15 protein-coding genes are annotated in these 19,028 nt (G+C 41.1%); 5 read left to right on the forward strand and 10 right to left on the reverse strand.

Features of this window, described 5'->3' with window-relative positions; translation table 11 throughout:
• Positions 1-3 precede the first annotated feature (3 nt).
• The 10 genes from PSM_RS10200 to rpsB all read right to left on the reverse strand — a co-directional run bounded on the left by PSM_RS10200 (position 4) and on the right by rpsB (position 10,753).
• Positions 4-522: an OmpH family outer membrane protein gene (locus PSM_RS10200; RefSeq protein WP_041695743.1), complete on the reverse strand. Its 519-nt coding sequence runs from the start codon at positions 520-522 to the stop codon at positions 4-6.
• A gap of 11 nt (positions 523-533) precedes the next feature.
• Positions 534-3,005, reverse strand: coding sequence for an outer membrane protein assembly factor BamA (gene bamA, locus PSM_RS10205; RefSeq protein WP_013465425.1), 2,472 nt, complete (start codon positions 3,003-3,005; stop codon positions 534-536).
• A gap of 106 nt (positions 3,006-3,111) precedes the next feature.
• The gene (gene rseP, locus PSM_RS10210; RefSeq protein WP_013465426.1) at positions 3,112-4,464 is read right to left on the reverse strand and encodes a sigma E protease regulator RseP; all 1,353 of its coding nucleotides are present in this window, start codon (positions 4,462-4,464) and stop codon (positions 3,112-3,114) included.
• A gap of 1 nt (position 4,465) precedes the next feature.
• Complete coding sequence (gene ispC / locus PSM_RS10215; protein ID WP_013465427.1) at positions 4,466-5,668, reverse strand: 1-deoxy-D-xylulose-5-phosphate reductoisomerase; 1,203 nt, start codon at positions 5,666-5,668, stop codon at positions 4,466-4,468.
• Entirely contained in the window at positions 5,665-6,531 is an 867-nt protein-coding gene (locus tag PSM_RS10220; protein ID WP_008110985.1) for a phosphatidate cytidylyltransferase, read from the reverse strand. Before PSM_RS10220 ends, ispC begins: the two co-directional genes overlap by 4 nt.
• A 21-nt stretch (positions 6,532-6,552) precedes the next feature.
• Entirely contained in the window at positions 6,553-7,332 is a 780-nt protein-coding gene (locus PSM_RS10225; RefSeq protein ID WP_008110986.1) for an isoprenyl transferase, read from the reverse strand.
• Between the two features lie 256 nt (positions 7,333-7,588).
• Entirely contained in the window at positions 7,589-8,110 is a 522-nt protein-coding gene (gene frr / locus PSM_RS10230; protein ID WP_013465428.1) for a ribosome recycling factor, read from the reverse strand.
• A 50-nt stretch (positions 8,111-8,160) separates the two neighbouring features.
• A complete protein-coding gene (gene pyrH / locus PSM_RS10235) occupies positions 8,161-8,910 on the reverse strand; it encodes a UMP kinase (protein ID WP_016899281.1) in 750 nt (249 codons plus the stop codon).
• Between the two features lie 158 nt (positions 8,911-9,068).
• A complete protein-coding gene (gene tsf, locus PSM_RS10240; protein WP_013465429.1) occupies positions 9,069-9,920 on the reverse strand; it encodes a translation elongation factor Ts in 852 nt (283 codons plus the stop codon).
• 104 nt (positions 9,921-10,024) lie between these two features.
• Positions 10,025-10,753 (reverse strand): 30S ribosomal protein S2, encoded by a 729-nt coding sequence (gene rpsB / locus PSM_RS10245; RefSeq protein WP_013465430.1) that lies wholly within the window; start codon positions 10,751-10,753, stop codon positions 10,025-10,027.
• Between the two features lie 272 nt (positions 10,754-11,025).
• On the opposite strand from rpsB, the gene map reads away from it, so the two are divergent.
• The 5 genes from map (at position 11,026) to PSM_RS10270 (ending at position 18,947) form a co-directional block, all read left to right on the forward strand.
• Positions 11,026-11,811, forward strand: coding sequence for a type I methionyl aminopeptidase (map, locus tag PSM_RS10250; RefSeq protein WP_008467527.1), 786 nt, complete (start codon positions 11,026-11,028; stop codon positions 11,809-11,811).
• A gap of 167 nt (positions 11,812-11,978) precedes the next feature.
• Complete coding sequence (glnD, locus tag PSM_RS10255) at positions 11,979-14,597, forward strand: [protein-PII] uridylyltransferase (protein ID WP_013465431.1); 2,619 nt, start codon at positions 11,979-11,981, stop codon at positions 14,595-14,597.
• Positions 14,598-14,606: 9 nt separating this feature from the next.
• Positions 14,607-15,434, forward strand: coding sequence for a 2,3,4,5-tetrahydropyridine-2,6-dicarboxylate N-succinyltransferase (gene dapD, locus PSM_RS10260; protein ID WP_013465432.1), 828 nt, complete (start codon positions 14,607-14,609; stop codon positions 15,432-15,434).
• Positions 15,435-15,670: 236 nt separating this feature from the next.
• Positions 15,671-16,687: a tetratricopeptide repeat protein gene (locus PSM_RS10265; protein WP_016899279.1), complete on the forward strand. Its 1,017-nt coding sequence runs from the start codon at positions 15,671-15,673 to the stop codon at positions 16,685-16,687.
• Positions 16,688-16,916: 229 nt separating this feature from the next.
• Positions 16,917-18,947 (forward strand): BCCT family transporter, encoded by a 2,031-nt coding sequence (locus PSM_RS10270; RefSeq protein WP_013465434.1) that lies wholly within the window; start codon positions 16,917-16,919, stop codon positions 18,945-18,947.
• Positions 18,948-19,028 lie beyond the last annotated feature (81 nt).

The following is a 19,028-nucleotide window of genomic DNA, read 5'->3' on the forward strand; positions in this document are numbered from 1 at the left end:
TAATTATTTCTTACTTACAGCTTGTACAACTTTTTCAGAAAGATCAGTTACTTCTTTAGGGTTAAAGTAAATTGTTGTGTCTTTTACTTTAACTTCGTCGAAGTCGCCTTTTTTAGCAATCTCTTGGATTGTTTCAATGATTAGAGTCTGAACTTTAGCCAACTCTTGATTTTGGCGTGATTTAATTTCTTGCTCTAGAGGACGACCTTTTTCAGCAAGATTTTTTTGCATACCTTGAATTTTATCACGTAATGCGTCTTTTTGGTCTTGACTCATTGTAGTGCTTTCACGCTTAAACTTTTCAGCTTCAAAGCGAATGTCACCTTGTAACTTTTCAAGCTCTTGACGACGCTCTGCAAACTCAGTTTGCAGAGACTGTTCAATTTTAGCCATTTGTGGAAGCTGCTTGTAGATTTCTTGCATATCTACAATACCCACTTTATGAGCAAAAGCGTTAACTGATGTACCCATCATAAGTGTAGCTAAAACGGCAACTGCTGTTGATTTGAATAATTTTTTCACAATAAACTCCTTTAGAAAGTGTTACTAATATTAAAACTGATGGTCTTGGTATCGTCATCTTCTTCTTTTTGCAACGGATACGCAAAGCTGATCAGCATCGGACCCATAGGTGAGATCCACTGTAATGATAAACCGGTTGCAACCCTAAAGCGCATTGGGTCTGAGTAGTCATCTAATTTTGCACGCTCATCAATCCCTAAGTTTTGATAGCGATCAACACTGAATTCGGTATCCCATACATTGGCAGCGTCAACAAAGAAACTCGTTCGCACTGAGCTAGTATTTTCTTCATCTAAGAATGGAGTAGGTACAATAAGCTCCATACCTGCCACTGCTTTAGCATTACCACCAATACGACCTTGTGGTATTAGCACGTCAAACTCTGACGCCCCACCAATGTTACCTGTGGTTGTGCCATCACCTGATGGCGTACCTGGTATTGATTGCGGTATACGCGAAACAGCACGCGGTAAAATGGTATTTCTATCAAAGCCACGTAATTCCATTTCAGTGATACGGAAGTATTCTTGGAACGGTAAAGTTTGATCATAGCCGTTGGTAGAGCCATAACCATTACCATAACCTAATGCAGCACGCGTTGAGAAAACCCAACGATGATCGTTAGAAATCGGCCAGTAAAAACGCGAATCATAATTTAATTTAAAGTACTGTAAATCAGAGTTTGGCGTTGTGGCTGTTAAGTTTAATGTTTGTCGTGAACCTGCCGTTGGGAATAAACCACGGTTAACTGTAACTCGTGACCAACCAACACTTAGCTCGTACTTTGTAAATTCAAAGCCCGCATCTGGATTTTCTGGATCTAAGAAGGTTTCACGTAGTACACGTGTTTGCTCATATTCAGCAATATCAGATAGCTCTTCTTCTATCCAACGTGCGCCAAAGTTAATACGGTTAATGGCATCAATTGGGAAACCAATGTTTGTCCCTAACCCATAACTTTTTGACTTATAGTCAATCAAGCTAAACTGACTGGCATCGTAGTTACTGTAAAAGATACTGCTGCCCTGCGATACGCCATCCGGCGTAAAGTAAGGGTCGGTATACGATACACTGACACGCTCAGAACCGCGTGAAGTATTAATATTAAAGCCAATTTGGTTACCTGTGCCTAAAAAGTTAGACTCGGTTACACCAATATTAAACTGCAGACCTAAGTATGAGCCATAGGCAAGACCGGCATTGAAGCTGCCCGCAGATTGCTCTTTAACAGTAAAGTCAACGTCTACTTGGTCATCAACACCTGGAACTGGCACCACATTAAAATCAACGGTTTCCATATAAGGTAAACGTTGAATTTGTAGTTTAGAACGCTCTAGGTTTTGATTAGATAACCATGCACCTTCAAGCTGTGTCATTTCACGGCGCAGTACTTCATCAGCCGTGTTTTGGTTACCACCTACAATAATTCGACGAACATACACACGCTTGCCTGGATCAACCGACAGAGTCAATTGTACTTCTTGGTTCTCGTCATCAATTTCTGGAATCGTACGTACTTCAGCATTGGCGTAACCAAAACGCGCCAAGTAGCTTTTGATAAATTCTTCTGATGAGGTAACCACTGATCCGTTATAAAGCTCGCCTGTACGCAGTGGAATAACACTTTTTATTAATTCTTCACGACCGAGTAAATCACCGATGAAATCAAAGCCTTTCACTTTGTATTTAACGCCTTCGGTAATATTTGCCGTTACATAAACAGACTCACGTTCAGGGCTAACTGATACTTGAGTTGAGTCAATATTAAAGCGTAAATAGCCACGGTCTAAATAAAAGCTGCGAATTTTCTCTAAATCGCCTTCAATGGTTTGTTTTTGATAGCGGTCGCTACCCATAAACTGCCACCATGGTAAGTCTTGCTGTGACTCAACTAGTTGCAATAACTCTTCGTTTGAGAAAAGCTCATTACCTACTAAGTTAATTTGACGAATGGAGGCTGCATCGCCCTCGTCAAACTCAAGTCTTAATTTAACCCGATTACGTGGTAATTTAGTAACACTGATATCCACTTTTGCATTGTATTTACCAATACTGTGGAAAAATTCAATCAGGCCTTTTTCGATGTTATCGATTACCGTTTTATCAAGCGGCTCGCCTTGGCGAATATCTTGTTGATCGAGTGACTGATTTAACTGCTCATCTTTTATGTCTTTATTGCCTTCAAATTCAATAAAGCTAATGGTTGGACGTTCAGTTACTTTAAAAATAACGTTATTACCATCACGTAACGCTTTTATATTGTCAAAGTGACCAGAGCGATAAAGTGACTTAATTGTTTTTGAAATTGTATATTCATCAACATTGTCGCCCACGTTAATAGGAATATGCGTTAATGCAGCACCAAGTGCGACACGTTGCAATCCCTCAACTTTTAAATCTTCAACAATAAAGGAGTTTTGGCCTAGGGCTGCAAAGCTTGCACCCAATAAACTTGAAACTACCAAATGTTTTTTTATAGCCATTTTATTATCTTTATCCTTTACAACTGTATTACCGCTTAGCATCGAAAATTAAATATTTACGAGCTTTACAATCGTGTTCTAATTTGTCATTACCACGCTTACATAACTACAAGCGCGATACATCATTGAACAAAGCGAAACATGTTAGAAAAATGAGTAGCAAGGCTCCCACTTTAAAACCAAACTCTTGTGTCTTTTCAGAGACTGGCTTTTTACGAAAAAGTTCAATTATGTAATACATTAAGTGCCCACCATCAAGCACTGGCAGAGGAAGTAAATTAAATACTCCCAAGTTAACGCTTATCAAAGCTAAAAAGCTTAAAAATGCGACTAATCCATAACTAACACTGGTGCCGGCGCCTACGGCTATGCCGACGGGTCCACTTAGGTTTTTAACCGACACTTGGCCTGTTATTAAGTTACCTATCATGTCAAAACTCAGCGTAATTAAACGCCATGTTTCTTTTGTGCCCAGCACAATACTATCTAGTGGCCCATAATGTCTAGTCTCTACAAAATCATCAGGCCACTGCTCTACAACGGGAGCAACACCCAAAAAGCCTTGCTCTATGCCATTACTGACGACCAGGCTCTTTGGAGTAACTGTTATTGTTTTTATACTATCTTGTCTTTTTACACTAAATTGTAAGGATTTGTTAGCCGATTGAGTAATAAGATTAACTAATTGCTGCCAACTGCTCATTGTTTCACCATTCACAGCTAAAATAACGTCGTTAACCTGTAAATTAGCCTGTTCAGCAGCTGAGTTTTTAGTAATAGCGGCAATAACCAAGGTTGCCTGAGGACGAAACGGTACAATACCTAACGAACTGAGCGGCGGTACATCTTGTTGATCAAGCTTCCAACCATCTAGGTTAAGTGTTTGCACTGTTTGCTGATAATTTTCGTTACGTAAGGTTACGGCAACGCTTTTATCACCTAAATGAGACATCAAAGAAAAGGTCGCATCTTGCCAATTACTTATGTCGTCATCACCAATTTTAATAATTTGCTGGGTTGGCATAATACCGGCTTGTTCAGCTCGGCTGCCTTCAACAACACTACCCACAACTGGTTTTATGGTTTGCACACCTACCATGTACATCACCGCTAAAGCAAAAATAGCGAACAAAAAGTTCGCCATCGGCCCTGCTGCCACAATGGCTATGCGAGCTTGAACTGATTTAGCATTAAACGATAAATGACGTTGATTGGCAGGCACTTCATCAACACGCTCGTCGAGCATTTTCACGTATCCGCCCAGCGGGATTGCCGCAATAACGTACTCAGTATTATATTTATCGTGCCATTTTAGTAAGGGTTTACCAAAACCAATTGAAAAGCGCAGTACCTTTACACCCGCTTTACGCGCAACCCAAAAATGACCATATTCATGAACGGTTACTAAAATGCCTAGTGCGAGTATAAACGAACCTAAATTCCAAAAAAAATCGAACATATCAATGCACCACTTTTGTTATAAACTGCGCAGCGCTGATGCGTGCTAAACGGTCACACTCTAAAATTTCATCGAGAGTTTTCGCATCAGTAAGTTGTGCGGCGTCTAATGTTTGCGCATTCACTTTATAAATATCCGTAAACCTAATCTGCCCCTGTAAAAACGCATTGACTGCAATCTCATTTGCCGCATTAACGGTGGTGGTGGCTCCTTGGCCTGCATCACAGGCTGCAATTGCAAGCTTTAAATTGGGGTAACGCGAGAAATCAGGTTTGGTAAACGAAAAATCACAAATATCAGAAAAATTTAACGGCTTGACACCCGCATCAATGCGCTCTGGATACGCAAGTGCATGCGCTATCGGGGTGCGCATATCAGGGTTACCCATTTGCGCTAAAATAGAGCCATCTTGGTATTGCACCATAGAATGGATAATACTTTGAGGATGAATCACCACATCAATATCGCTTGCATCACAGTTAAATAACCATTTAGCCTCAATAAACTCCAAGCCTTTGTTCATCATCGTAGCTGAGTCTACTGATATTTTTTGCCCCATAGACCAATTAGGATGAGCAACCGCTTCACTGACGCTAACGGTGTTAAGGGTATTGATATCGCGATTTAAAAACGGGCCACCTGAGCCAGTCAATAAAATTTTGCTAACCCCATGTTGCTCAAGCCTTGCTTGCCATTGGGTATTTTGTAACGCACTAGGTAAACACTGAAAAATAGCATTATGCTCGCTGTCGATGGGTAATAAAGTTGCTTGATGCTTTTTAACTTTATCAATGAATAACTGACCCGACATCACCAGTGACTCTTTGTTGGCAAGCAATACTTTTTTGCCTGCTTCAACAGCGCTCAAGGTAGGTAGTAATCCGGCTGCACCGACAATCGCTGACATAACCGTATCAACATCACCATGAGCACAGAGCTCACTCATGGCTTTCTCGCCATGCATTACTTGCGTTTTACTCTCATGCTTTAAAAGCGCAGAAAGCTGCTTAGCCGCTGATTCAGATGCCATTACAGCATAACGAGGCTGGTGAGCTATACACAGTTCAGCCATTTTTTTTGCATTTTGTCCTGCGGTCAATGCAAAAACTTTAAATTGCTGTTGGTTTCTTGCAACAACATCTAACGTGCTAAGACCTATCGACCCCGTCGCACCCAAAATAACCAGTTGTTGCACAGCACTCATAAGCTAAGCGTCCAAGCAAAGCAAATAACAAACATCGGTGCTGCCGCAGTTAAACTATCAATACGGTCTAAAATACCACCGTGTCCTGGTAAGCAACTGCCGCTATCTTTAAGTCCCGCTTCGCGCTTAAACATACTCTCAAGTAAATCACCTACCGCAGAAAACAAGGCAATAAACGCTGTCATAACTGCATAAATAGGCCATACAGAGGTATCAACGTTAGTGTAATAACAAAAAGCCAGTACAAATAACACCGCAGCAACCACGCCACCTGCGAGGCCTTCTATGGTTTTATTTGGACTAACTTTAGGCATTAACTTATGTTTACCAAAACTTTTACCTGTAAAGTAAGCGCCTATATCGGCACTCCATACAATGCCTAATACAACTAAAATGAGCATAGAGCCATAGTGAGTAGATTCCGTATATTGCGCACTACGCAGTGTGTTAAGTGCAAGCCATAGCGGTACTAAGGTCAACAAACCAGCAATGCCGCGCATCACAAGCCCTTCGTTCCACCCTTTCGCCATAGCAGGGTAACGCCACACTAAGTAACTGGCTACCAACCACCAAGAAAACGACAAGGTAAATAAGTAATTAGCATCGCCAACAAGCTGACCATCTTGCCATAGGGTTTCTATAGGCCAATGTAAATTAAGTAAACCAAGTAATACAGCCACTAATAATACAAACGCACCGCGTTTTAGCTTATCGCATAGTCCCATAAAGGCAGACCATTCCCACGCGCCCATTAATACAATAGCACCCGCAAAATAACTAAATAACGTTAGTGGGGTGTAAAAAACCAAAGCCAGTGCTAATGGCGCTAGCACTAGTGAGGTTAAAATACGTTGTTTTAACAAAATGATGACCCTTAATCTATTTTAGGTTTGAGCGAGTAATTGTTTTATTTGTTCGCCCGTGCAACCAAAACGTCGCTCTCTGGCAACGTAACATGCAATGGCCTCTGCAAAAGCAGCTTCATTAAAATCAGGCCAAAGTGTATTGGTGAAATAAAGTTCAGCGTAGGCTGCCTGCCAAAGTAAAAAGTTACTAATTCTGACATCGCCACCGGTACGGATCAATAAATCAGGCTGAGCTTGATCTGCCATACTCATATGCTGTGCAATATGTTCTTCTGTAATATCTGCTGGGTCAATTTCTCCATTCGCTACTTGTAAAGCAACTTGCTTAGCAGCGTGAGTCATATCCCAGCGACCACCGTAATTTGCCGCAACATTTAAGTGCAGCCCGGTATTGTTCGCTGTTAGTTCTTGAGCTGTATGTACTTTAGCGCGCAAGCTTTCAGAGAATCGAGATAAATCTCCAATGATGGTTAGTTTTACGTTATTTTTATGCAGCTTTTTAACTTCTTTACTCAGTACAAATAAAAAAAGCTCCATAAGTGTATTTACTTCGTCTTCAGGGCGGCGCCAGTTTTCACTACTAAAAGCAAATAAGGTTAACGATTGTATTCCTAATTTAGTACAAAACTGCACGGATTGACGAACTGCATCCACGCCTTTTTTATGCCCATATACACGAGGTCTATTTCTAGCTTGTGCCCAACGCCCGTTCCCATCCATGATGATGGCAACATGTTTAGGTAAACATTGCTGTGAAATTGTATCAGCGTCTAGAACCATAAATTTTGTGTATTCCATAAAAAAACGCCGCCTAGTATACCCCAGACGGCGTTTCAAAACTAATAATTTTAACCTGTACCCGTGATAATAAATCTACATAAAGCAAATAATTATACAGCTAACAACCTTGTATTTACTGATAATCGAGCCAATAGCAAAGAGTAAACACAATCTGTTACCCTTTAAAATCACACAATTAAAGTTAAGTGCGAAGACATATAAACAACGACTTAGTTACTTTAGTAAAGCTGTTAATCCGAGCCTAGATTAGCAATTAGATTTCCATCAACTCAGCTTCTTTCGCTGTTAGTTGCGTATCCATTTCTTTGATAAACTTATCAGTGATTTTTTGGATAGCATCTTCAGCTTGACGCGCTTCATCTTCAGAGATGTCTTTATCTTTTAATAAGTTTTTAATATCGCCATTTGCATCACGACGAATGTTACGAATAGCAACACGACCGCCTTCTACTTCACCACGTACGATTTTAATTAAATCTTTACGACGTTCTTCAGTCAATGGAGGAAGTGGTACACGGATCACTGTGCCTGCAGACATTGGATTTAAACCAAGGTCAGATGCCATAATCGCTTTTTCAACAGCTTGCGCTAATGACTTATCAAATACACCAATAGCCAATGTACGTGAGTCTTCAATTGTTACATTTGCAACTTGGTTTAACGGTGTTGGTGCGCCGTAGTACGACACCATGATGCCGTCTAAAATTGCAGGATGAGCACGGCCAGTACGAATTTTAGATAATTGACTACCAAGTGCTGCTACACTTTTTTGCATGCGCGCTTGCGCATCTTTTTGAATATCGTTAATCACGGTTTAATCCTAATCTAGTTACTAACTTCATCTGAGGCTTGTGAAGAAATAAGGGTTCCTTCTTCTTCACCCATTATTACGCGTTTTAATGCGCCTGATTTATTCATATTAAATACGCTCAATGGCATATTATGGTCGCGAGCTAATGTAAATGCCGCTAAATCCATTACTTTTAGTTCTTTATCAATAATTTCATTGTAGCTTAAGTGACGGTAAAGTGTCGCATCTGGGTTTTTAACCGGATCATCGCTAAATACACCATCTACTTTGGTTGCTTTAATTACTGTGTCAGCTTCAATTTCAATGCCACGTAAACACGCTGCAGAGTCAGTTGTAAAGAACGGGTTACCCGTACCGGCTGCAAAAATAACAACACGACCTGTTTTTAATAAGCTAATGGCTTCTGCCCAGTTATATGCATCACATACGCCATTTAAAGGAATGGCTGACATTAAACGGCAATTTACAAATGCACGGTGCAACGCATCACGCATAGCAAGGCCATTCATGACGGTTGCAAGCATACCCATGTGGTCGCCAACAACGCGGTTCATACCCGCTTCGGCTAGTGAGCCACCACGTAAAAAGTTACCGCCACCAATAACTAAACCCACTTCTACGTCGAGTTCTACGAGCTCTTTAATTTCTTGTGCCATACGATCTAAAACTTTAGGGTCGATGCCGAAGCCTTCGTCTCCCATTAAAGCTTCACCACTTAATTTGAGAAGAACACGTCTAAAAATAGGTTTGCGATTGATAGTCATAGTTTTGGGGCCAACTTTTATTGAATTATGGATAAAAAATAACCGCGCTTATGTTAAACATAAAAGCGCGGTTATTTTAAAGAATTTCTAAGCGTGACGCAAAAGCAAATAGTACTTTAATTGCATCTATTTTCCTTTGGCATCACAAATAGCTAATCTTACTTAGCTTTAGCAGCTGCAATTTGAGCAGCAACTTCAGCAGCAAAATCTTCTTCTTTCTTCTCGATACCTGCACCAACTTCCATACGTACAAAGCCAGTAACTGTTGCGTTTTTCTCTTTAAGAATTTCGCCAACAGACTTTTTAGGTTCCATGATGAAAGCTTGACCAGTAAGAGAAACCTCACCAGTAAATTTCTTCATACGACCAACAACCATCTTCTCAGCGATTTCAGCAGGCTTGCCTTCATTCATCGCGATGTCGATTTGTACTTGCTTTTCTTTTTCAACAACATCAGCAGGTACATCATCTGGCGTTAGGTAGTCTGGGTTTGAAGCAGCAACGTGCATTGCAACGTGCTTAAGTGTTTCTTCATCAGCAACACCTGCAACAACAACACCAATACGCTCGCCGTGACGGTACTCAACTAGTTGCTCACCAGTGATGTACTGAAGACGACGTACATTGATGTTTTCACCAATTTTAGTTACTAGCTCAACACGATCTTCTTCAAACTTAGCTTGTAAGTCTTCGATAGATGAAGTGTCAGCGATAGCAGCATCTGCAACTTTATTAGCAAATGCTAAGAAGCTTGCATCTTTAGCTACGAAGTCAGTTTGACAGTTAACTTCTACAAGTACTGCAACACCTGCGTTTTGCTTGATGATGATAGTACCTTCAGCAGCGATGTTACCTGCTTTTTTAGCAGCCTTTGCAGCACCGCTCTTACGCATGTTTTCAATCGCTAACTCGATGTCACCATCAGTCTCAGTTAACGCTTTTTTACAATCCATCATGCCAGCGCCAGTACGCTCGCGTAATTCTTTAACTAGGGCAGTAGTTACAGCCATTAGTAAATCCTCAAATCTGAAATCAGGTTTAGATAAGCGGGTTACCCGCTCCACAAGAATAGCAAGTCTTCACCTTTAAAAGATGAAGACTTGATGACAGCTAATTACTCAGCTTCTACGAAGTCATCTTTTTCAGCTTGAGCAACGATGTTACTCTCACGGCCTTCAGTGATCGCAGCTGCAACAGCACTAGTGTAAAGGTTGATTGCACGGATAGCATCATCGTTACCAGGTACGATGTAATCAACACCGTCTGGGTTAGAGTTAGTATCAACGATTGCAACAACTGGGATACCTAGGTTGTTAGCTTCACGGATAGCAATGTGCTCGTGGTCAGCATCGATTACAAAGATAGCGTCTGGAAGGCCACCCATGTTTTTAATACCACCAAGGCTTTTTTCAAGCTTGTCCATTTCACGAGTAAGCATTAACGCTTCTTTCTTAGTTAACTTCTCGAAAGTACCGTCTTGGCTTTGAGCTTCAAGGTCTTTAAGACGCTTGATTGATTGACGAACTGTTTTCCAGTTAGTCAACATGCCGCCTAACCAACGGTGGTTAACGAAGAATTGATCGCTTTGTAAAGCAGCTTCTTTTACTGCTTCGCTTGCTGCGCGCTTAGTACCAACGAAAAGAACTTTACCTTTGTTTGCAGCAGCACCAGATAAAAACTTAAGTGCAGTGTTGAACATTGGTACAGTTTGCTCAAGGTTGATGATATGTACACGGTTACGTGCGCCGAAGATGAAAGGTTTCATCTTAGGGTTCCAGTAACGTGCTTGGTGACCAAAGTGAACACCAGCTTGAAGCATATCGCGCATTGAAACGTTTGCCATTTTGTAAATCCTCTAAGTTGTTTAGGGTTAGGCCTCCACATATCCCATAGCACCAACACCGCAGTTAAATGAAACTGAAATGCACCCAAGTGTATGTGACGATACGTGTGTGTGTTAAAATAAAATTGTGTTTGCCTTAAATACAAAAAATCATTTAAGAATTTATTTGTAAAAAGACGGCGCGCTTTATACCATATTAAAATTAAATACTCAACGTCTCGTGCAAAAATTGTGCGACGATAATCATCTAAAAACGCAACTTTGGAGCCTCAATGAGCGCTGTGATTAAGACCCCTGAAGAAATCGAGAAAATGCGTGTAGCCGGCCGTTTGGCTGCTGATGTGCTAGAAATGATCGAACCACATGTGGTACCAGGTATCACCACCGATGAGCTAAATACAATTTGTCATGATTATATTGTTAATGTGCAAGATGCCGTTCCTGCTCCTCTTAATTATCATGGTTTTCCAAAATCAATTTGTACCTCGGTAAATCATGTAATTTGTCACGGAATTCCGAACGACAAAGCATTAAAAGACGGTGACAGTGTCAATATTGACATTACTGTTATTAAAGATGGTTACCATGGTGATACTTCAAAAATGTTCCATGTTGGCACACCTAACATTCAAGGCAAACGCCTTGCAGAAGTGACTCAAGAAAGCCTTTACCTTGCCATTAAAATGGTAAAACCAGGTGTTCGCCTTGGTGATATTGGTGCAGCTATTCAAAAATATGCAGAGAGCTTTAATTACTCTATCGTACGTGAATACTGCGGGCACGGTATTGGCAGTGAATTTCATGAAGAACCACAGGTAATGCATTACGGAAAACCAGGTACAGGCGAAACATTAAAAGCCGGTATGTGTTTAACAATCGAGCCCATGGTCAATGCAGGCAAACGCCAATGTAAATTACTAAAAGACGACTGGACTGTGGTAACAAAAGACCGTAGTTTATCAGCTCAGTGGGAACATACCTTACTGGTAACTGAAAATGGTGTTGAAATTTTAACACTACGATCAGATGATACTATCGATAGAATCATCGAGCACTAATAGTAGTGTGTGCTTAATCATAGTAATAACGGGCTTTAGCCTGCGTACAGATTAAGTGGTTTGCTGCAAAGGGAAATAACATGATTTATTCCCTTTGCAGCAAACACAGTATAAAAATAACTTAATCCAAGACTTATAATGCAGTCCATATATAGGAGCCAGCCTAAGTGGCATTACCTAACAAAGTAAAAAAGTTGCTCAATGATGCTCAGCAACTTAGCGAATACCGCGATTGCTCCGCCTATTTTTATAAATGGTTGCATAATGAATTCTCAAAACAACCTGTTGGTAATCTAATAAACGCCCGTGCAGAATTTATAGACCGGTTACTGATTAAACTCTTTCATGTTTTCGATTTAGCCCACGAGCCCGATCTCGCTTTAATTGCTGTAGGAGGTTATGGTCGCGGTGAACTTCATCCCTACTCCGACATTGACTTTTTACTGCTTGTTACCCAGCAACCCAATGACGATATTTGCGAAAAAATTGGCCAGTTTGTCACTATGCTGTGGGATCTTAATTTAGAAATAGGTCACAGTGTACGTACCATTGAACAAGCCATAGAGCAAAAACGTGAAGATGTTACCTTTGCCACCAGCCTACTAGAAAGCCGATTAATTTTCGGCAACCATATTGAATTCGAAAAGCTCAAAAGTCACCTCATCGAAAGGCCTGTATGGGGCTCTGGAGAGTTCTTTGTTGCAAAAGTACAAGAGCAAAATTTACGCCACAAAAAATGTCATGGTACGGCTTATAATCTAGAGCCTAATATAAAAGAAAATCCAGGCGGGCTGCGCGATTTACAAACCATTATTTGGGTTGCTAAAAAACACTTTAGAGCCGAAACCCTGCAAGAGCTGATAAATCACGGCTACCTAACTCACGAAGAATACCAAGAACTGTTAGAGTGCCTTGAAAATTTATGGAATATTCGCTTTGCTTTGCATTTAGCCGCAGGTCGCTCAGAAAACCGCTTATTATTCGATCACCAACCGCAAGCGGCTGAAATTTTGGGTTTTGGTAGTGATGGTAAAGCCTCTGTTGAGCGCATGATGAAACGCTTGTTCAGAATAATGAGCCGGGTGCGTGAACTTAATCAAATGCTACTTTCGTACTTTGAGCAAAGTATTTCACCAGACAGCAGCCAAGCCACTGTTGAAGAACTTGATCGTAATTTTGAACGCGTGGGCCATCAAATTCGGGTAAAAAGCCCGTCAGTATTTTTTAGGCGTGACCAACTTTTTGTATTATTTGAGCACATTGCTGATCACCAAGAAATTACCCATATATACCCAAGCACTATTCGAACTATCCGCCAAGTACGTCGTCGCTTATTAGGTGACTTACAAGATTATGCCGCGTGCCGCGAAGCTTTTTTACGTATTATAAAGCACCCTAACGGCATGGGCCGTGCATTTACGCTAATGCATAAGCACGGCATGATTGCCGCTTACCTTCCGCAGTGGCGCAATATTTTTGGCCAAATGCAGTTTGATTTGTTTCATGCCTATACCGTAGATGAACATACCCATAAATTAATTAATAATATTTACCAATACTTCGATAAAACCAGCATTAGTGACTTTCCAATTTGCAGTGAAATAGTTACGCGCATGGATAAACCCGAATTACTGTATTTGGCTGGTATTTTTCATGATATTGCTAAGGGGCGTGGTGGCGATCACTCAGAGCTGGGCGCGGTTGATGCCATAGCGTTTTCAAAGCTGCATGGTTTTGCCTCTTCAGATGGTAAACTCATAGCGTGGTTGGTAAGCAACCACTTACTTATGTCGGTAACTGCGCAACGTAAAGATATTAACGACCCCGATGTAATAAAAGATTTTGCATCGCGAGTAAAAACCGAACGCCAACTCGATTACCTCTATTGTTTAACCGTGGCTGATATTCGAGCCACCAATGACAACCTATGGAATGACTGGAAAAACACGCTGCTGCGCGAGCTTTATTTGCACACACAGCGCGCCTTGCGCCTTGGGCTTGAAAACCCAATGGATCAACGCGACCAAATTCGTGATAAAAAGCACCAAGCTAAGCAACGCCTGCTTAATTTGCATTATCACGAGGAGCAAATTGACTTAATTTGGAGCCGTTTTAAAGCAAATTACTTTACCGCTTTTAGTGAGCAACAAATTTCTTGGCATACTGAGCACTTACTCAAGTGCACTGATTTAAGCCAGCCCAGTGTTATCGTTTCTAATAAAGCGATGCATGGCGGTACCCAAGTGTTTGCTTATAGCCCCTATTCAGGTGCCCTTTTTGCTCGACTGGTAAGTGTTATTGGCTCTAAAAAAGCGCAAATTCAGCACGCCCAAGTACTGACCACCAAAGATGGCTACGTACTGTTCAACTTTGTTATTTTAGAAGTTAACGGCGATCCGATTGCCAGTAGCCGCGCACAATCGATTAAACGCGGATTAGAGCAAGCGCTTCATGATCCACGTAAAAAAATACGCTTTAAAAAGAGCCGATCACAGCGTTTTAAAGACTTTAATATTAAACCTAAAATTGTACTGCGCCCGCACCCTCGTAAGGATCGTAGCTTAATAGAAATTCAAGCGGTTGATATACCTGGACTATTAACTAAAATAGCCGAGGTTTTTCAAGCTTACTTACTCCACATACATGCCGCACGTATTACCACGGTAGGCGAACGTGCAGAAGATTTCTTTGTGGTATCAAATAACGAATATCAAGCGCTGACTGATGAAGAGCAAGCAAAAATTCATCAGGCATTACGTAAAAAACTCAACGCCGAAATTGAATAAGAGGACACTATGTCAGATTTAAAAACCATGATTGAAAATGCGTGGGATAACCGCGACAGCATTAGCCCTGCTACAGTATCAAGCGATGTTAAACAAGCGATTATAGATGCGCTTGAGCTATTAGATAGCGGCGCTGCTCGCGTTGCAGAGAAAATTTCAGGCGAATGGGTTGTTCACCAGTGGCTTAAAAAAGCAGTACTACTTTCATTTAGAATTCGTGAAAATCAGCCAATGAACGACGGCGTAAACCAATTTTACGACAAAGTACCGCTTAAATTTAGCGACTACACGCCGGAGCAATTTCAGCAAGGCGGCATGCGTGTCGTGCCCAACGCCGTTGCTCGTAAAGGCAGCTTTGTAGGTAAAAATGTCGTATTAATGCCATCGTACGTAAACATAGGTGCATTTGTTGACGATGGCACCATGGTTGATACATGGGCGACAGTGGGCTCATGTGCTCAAATTGGCAAGAACGTACACTTATCTGGCGGCGTAGGCATAGGCGGCGTTTTAGAGCCGTTACAAGCGAATCCTACCATCATTGAAGACAACTGTTTTATTGGCGCACGTTCAGAAATTGTTGAAGGCGTAATTGTTGAAGAAGGCGCCGTTATTTCAATGGGTGTTTACATTAGCCAAAGTACCCGTATTTACGACCGTGAAACCGGTGAAATTCACTATGGCCGCGTACCTGCCGGCGCTGTTGTGGTTCCAGGTGCACTGCCTTCAAAAGATGGCAGCCATAGCTTGTATGCGGCTATTATTGTGAAAAAAGTAGATAAACAAACTCGCGAAAAAGTGGGCATTAATGCCCTACTGCGCTCGATTGATGAGTAATACGGTGCTTGGATTGAGTGAAACGAAACCCAACGATACTTTTAAAGTTAAGTACTTTAGCTAAACTTTAATTGAATCTTTAAAAGCCTTAAACCCTTCTGGGTTTAAGGCTTTTTTGTTTTTTAGCTATAGCAGATAGCCACATCGTTGAGTATGCTCATCGCAATTGCGTTGCTTTGTTAGATGCCTACAACTATAGTGAATTAACGCATAGTTCGATTGTCGAGGTTAAGTTGTTGCGGCTTTTTGTAATAAGTTGGTTGATATTATTATGTTCAAAACACGTCTTTGCTAATGACTTCAATACCTTTGAAAAAAAATTAGACGAAGCCGAAGATTATCTTACTGTTAATCCAGCTCAATCTATTACTATTTTAGAAAACCTCACAGGGTTACAACTCATGCCGCCAGAATTATTTATCCGCTGGCACCTTATCTATGCCCGTACAGCAGTACCTACAAGTCACTATGACGAGCTTTATACATCGATTGACGCAATATTTCAGCATCATCAAACTGATTATTTCAAACAAAAACTGACCACCATTATGAGTGCCTTGGGAATATGGCTTCGCCATGCAGAATATTTAGACGATGCCCAGTACTCATTTAAATGTGCTTACAAATATGCGCAAAACGATCGTCAACGCTTAACACTCACCAACAGTATGGCATTGGTTGCTCGCTCGCAAGATGACTTTGCAAAAGCGCGTGCTTTATACCTCGACAGTCATAAGATCACCACACAATTACAGCTTCCCAATGTAACCGCACTGATAGAAAGTAACTTAGGTTATTTAGCCCTGGATGAGGGCAATGTACCCGAAGCTGAGCGCTATTTTAGAAGTGCATTAAGAAATAACCAAAACATTGATAAACGCGCGGGGCAAATCTCAACCGGGCTTAATTTATTAATGGTTTTTTTGATTCAAGAGCAGCAAATTAATTTTGAGCGACTCTATAGCCCAACGGCCACATTAACCCATGCCTTTCCCAATGAAGCGAAACAAGCATTACTTTTTTGGCTTGAAATAGGCTACAAAAATTTGACCGGTGGTTTTATAAGCCAAAAAGACAAACAACAGTTACAAACAGCGTATGAGCAATTAGAAAGCGATAAAATGAAACAACTGGTCGCGCGCTATTTAGCCAACAAACTAGATGTAGCTGTAGCCTTACCCGCTCCTATTGTCGCTAAGGACTTTACCAGCCCTTGGTTTGAGCTGGTAAAGCAATGTGATTGGAAACGCTAAGGCTCGAATTAGTCCTTAGTCTATATAAGGCTATACCCCTCTAAAATAAATACTTAATACTCTCGCATCAACTTTCTCTTACTTTCTTTTTTAAAACCAAGCTGCTGTATATATTAACTTTAATTTAAAAAAGTGACATTTTTAAGCTGCAAAATTAGCCAACCCTAGTGAATTTATAATAAGGTAGTCAGGCATACTTGAAAGTTAGCAATTAATATTAAGGATTAATATGACAAAAACTGCTTTACGCTCAACCATTTTGCTACCTGTATTTTTGCCCGCAGTATTTATTATTCTACTTTTGGTGATTGGTACAAGTAGTAACCCTGAACTCGCTGGTCAGGCATTTAGTGTTGCCCTTGCGTGGATTACTGAAACCTTTGGCTGGTTTTATATGTTGTCTGTCGCTATTTTCTTGGTATTTATTGTCTCGGTCGCGGCTTCTAGTTGGGGGAATATAAAATTAGGCCCTGATCATGCAGAGCCACAATACAGCTTTGGTGAATGGTTTGCCATGCTCTTTTCTGCCGGTTATGGCGTGGCACTGCTTTATTTTGGTGTTGCTGAACCTGTGCTGCATTACGCATCCCCGCCATCGGGGGCGGCTGAAACCGTTGATGCCGCCAAGCAGGCAATGCAAATTGCCTTTTTCCATTGGGGATTTCATATTTGGGCTATCTATGGAATTGTTGGTTTAGTGCTTGCTTATTTTGCATTTCGCCATGGCTTACCACTGTCTATTCGCTCTGCCTTGTATCCACTTATTGGAGATAAAATTTATGGCCCAATCGGCCATACTGTGGATGTATTTGCCATATTAGGTACTTTATTTGGTATTGCCACTACACTAGGGCTTTCGGTTACACAAATAAATGCTGGCCTACATTACTTATGGCCAAACATCCCTATTAATACCACAGTGCAAATTACCGCGATTGCCGTTATTACTGCCGCAGCTACGCTCTCAGTAGTGGCCGGGATGGATAAAGGGGTTAAGCGATTATCAATTATAAACATGGCATTGGCCATCTCATTAATGGCCTTTGTCTTTTTTATCGGCCCGACTATCCATATTCTAGAATCATTTTTACAAAATACCGGCAGTTACCTAAGCGGCATTGTTGAACGTACCTTTAATTTACAGGCATACAGCCGCAGTGATTGGATTGGTAACTGGACCTTATTTATATTTGGCTGGACGATTGCGTGGGCACCGTTTGTGGGTATGTTCATCGCAAAAATTAGCCGCGGAAGAACCATCCGACAATTTGTTGTTGGGGTAATGTTAGTTCCCACTATTTTTACCTTTTTATGGTTTTCAGTCTTTGGTGATACCGCACTTAACTTAATTATGAATGAGGGATTTGATACCCTTATTGGCGATGTACAAGCAAATCATGCCGTCGCATTATTTCAATTATTTGAAGTGTTACCACTGTCATTTTTCATTTCACTGCTCACTGTCATTTTGATCATAACTTTTTTTGTTACATCATCTGATTCAGGCTCTTTAGTCATTGATTCACTCGCCTCTGGAGGAAGCATTAATACTCCAGCTTGGCAACGCGTGTTTTGGGCGGTACTTGAAGGTGCTGTGGCGGCTGTTTTATTAGTGGCAGGCGGACTAAGTGCGCTGCAAACCATGACCATAGCCAGTGCCTTACCCTTTGCTATTATTATGCTAATTGCCACGGCGGGGCTTTGGCGAGCTCTAAAAATTGAAGGCCATCGAGACACTAGCTTGCAAGCACATACTCTTAATAGCCGCAACATTAACTTGTCTCACTGGAAACGCCGTTTAGCGGCTATGGTCAATTACCCTAATAAAGAAAAAGTACATACTTTTATTGGTAGCGTGGTAGTTGAGGCAATGAAAGCCGTACAAGCAGAATTGAAATCTAGACAATGGCATGCAGTGGTGGAATTTGATACTGATTTAGGTCGCGCTCATTTAACGGTACTGCGCCATGAACATGTGGATTTTGTTTATGATATTCGCCTTACCGAGCATCCTATGCCAAGCTTTGCTTACTCAGAGCTAAAACCTGATAACAACGATGCTGAAAAGTATTATAAGGCCGACGTGTTTTTACGTCGTGGTGGTCTGTCATACGATGTTTATGGCTACACTGAAGATGATATTGTGAAAGATATTCTTGATCAGTTTGAGAACTACTTACACTTTCTAGGTAATAGCCCAGGCGAACTTCCTTGGGATATGGCCGAACATGATGACATGTTAAATACCGATAAAGCTTAACGGATACAGCCAGTATTGGTAAAACGGTAATTAAAAATAAAAAAGGCACTGTAAAGTGCCTTTTTATTTACTCAAATATAA

The sequence above is a fragment of the Pseudoalteromonas sp. SM9913 genome (assembly GCF_000184065.1).
Taxonomy (GTDB): Bacteria; Pseudomonadota; Gammaproteobacteria; order Enterobacterales; family Alteromonadaceae; genus Pseudoalteromonas; species Pseudoalteromonas tetraodonis.